The organism is Candidatus Hydrothermales bacterium (assembly GCA_039630235.1).
GTDB lineage: Bacteria > Hydrothermota > Hydrothermia > Hydrothermales > JAJRUZ01 > JBCNVI01.
Genome location: JBCNVI010000016.1, coordinates 5344 through 7120 on the forward strand (window position 1 = coordinate 5344; position 1777 = coordinate 7120).

General features: G+C 37.9%; 2 protein-coding genes. One reads left to right on the forward strand and one right to left on the reverse strand.

The features are described from left to right. On the reverse strand, positions 1-153 hold a 153-nt coding region (locus ABDH49_08995; protein MEN3047087.1), incomplete at its 3' end, for a MarR family transcriptional regulator. A gap of 112 nt (positions 154-265) precedes the next feature. On the opposite strand from ABDH49_08995, the gene ABDH49_09000 reads away from it, so the two are divergent. Next, positions 266-1777 (forward strand): S8 family serine peptidase (locus tag ABDH49_09000; GenBank protein MEN3047088.1); only part of this gene is annotated, 1512 nt, incomplete at its 3' end.

A 1777-nucleotide genomic window follows, 5' to 3' on the forward strand; every position in this document is an offset into this window, starting at 1 on the left:
GCCTCTTTTTGGTGATTCAACTTTTTCTTCTTTTTTTAGTTTTCTTAGTGCTTTTGAAACTTCCTTTGAGTCAACGCATAATTTTTCAGCGATCTCAGATGTTTTTAGTGGTTTTCCCTCTTTTTTTAGCAAATTTAAAATTTTTTCCTCCATTTTTGCCCCTTTTTTTCGTCCCCTGGGATTTGAACCTTAAATATTTTAATTTATAATTTTACAAATTTTTGGAGCTTTTTTCAAAATGAAAATTTTTTCGTATAATTTGAATATGAAAACAGCATTTTTGCTTTTAATCTTAATTGGCGATTTTAAAAAAGATGAAGTTATTGTGATCTATAGGGAGAACTTAAAGTCAGAAGTGATTGAACAAATTCAGGAAAAGGGTTACTCCATCAGGTACGTCAGCAAGTATTTACCTTTTGTTGTGGTTAAATTTGATCCAAAGAAAGAAAATATAGAAACTGTAATAGAAAAACTGAAAAAGCTGCCTTATATAGAGGATGTTACCAAAAATGCTATTTTAAAGCCCTTTTTTGTACCAAACGATCCCTTCTATCCCTATCAATGGCATTTCAAAAGAATAGGGATGGAGATAGCTTGGAATTTTACCTTTGGATCTCCTTCTATCAGGGTGGCTGTTCTTGATGATGGTTTTGCCTATAGGAATGGACCTGTGCCCTATTATGAAAGTGACGAGGTTATAACTTCAGATGGTTATTACCATATGGCTCCAGATTTAGTGGGGTTAAAAGTAGTAGCTACCTATGACTTCTTTCACGATGACCAATATCCAGATCCATCATCTCCTCATGGTACGCATGTTCTTGGGACTATAGCACAGACAACAAATAACAATTTAGGTGTGGCAGGTATAGCTCCAAATGTAAGTGTAATTCTTGTTCAGGTTTTAGGTCCACAGGGAGGTTCAGCTGATATGATAGCAGAGGGTATTTCCTTTGCAGCCCAAAATGGCGCAAAAGTTATAAATATGAGTTTAGGAGGTTCTCCTGGTGATTCATCGGCTATGAGAGTGGTGCATATGGCCGTGAGGAGTGCTTATAACAGTGGTGTTTTTCTGGTTGCAGCTGCTGGAAATGAGGGGGTTTCAAAGCTTTCATATCCTGCTGGTTATCCAGAGTGTTTTGCAGTTGGTGCAACAGATTATAGGGATTCACTTTCCTACTATTCGCAATACGGAAAAGGTATTGATATAGTTGCACCTGGTGGAGATGTGAGAGTGGACTTAAATAATGATGGTTATGCTGATGGTGTTTTGCAAAATACCTGTGATGAGTATCAAGGTAGGCCTGTAGTAGATCGGTTTGTATATATTTTCTATCAAGGAACCTCAATGGCTGCGCCTCATGTAGCTGGTGTTGCTGCCCTATGTTTATCTTTAGATCCCCAGTTAACGAATTTAGATTTGAGGAGAGTTCTAACAGGTACTGCAGTTGATCTTGGCCCAAGAGGTTATGATACAATTTTTGGTTTTGGTAGACTTGATGCTTCTGCCAGTGTTGTTTTTGCTGCACAGAGTCAATATGTAGTTTATCCAGGTGATGCTGATGCTAACGGAGTTGTTAATGAACTTGATGTTTTGCCCTTGGGTGTTTATTTTGGTTTGACAGGACCAGCGAGAAACATGGGGGATCAGTTTATTCCTCAGCCTGCTCAGAAGTGGGTTCCAAGGATGGCAACTTTTGCAGATTGTAACGGCGACGGAGTTATTAATGAAAGAGATGTTTTAACAATTGGAAAAAACTTTGGCCTTTTTGCAAAT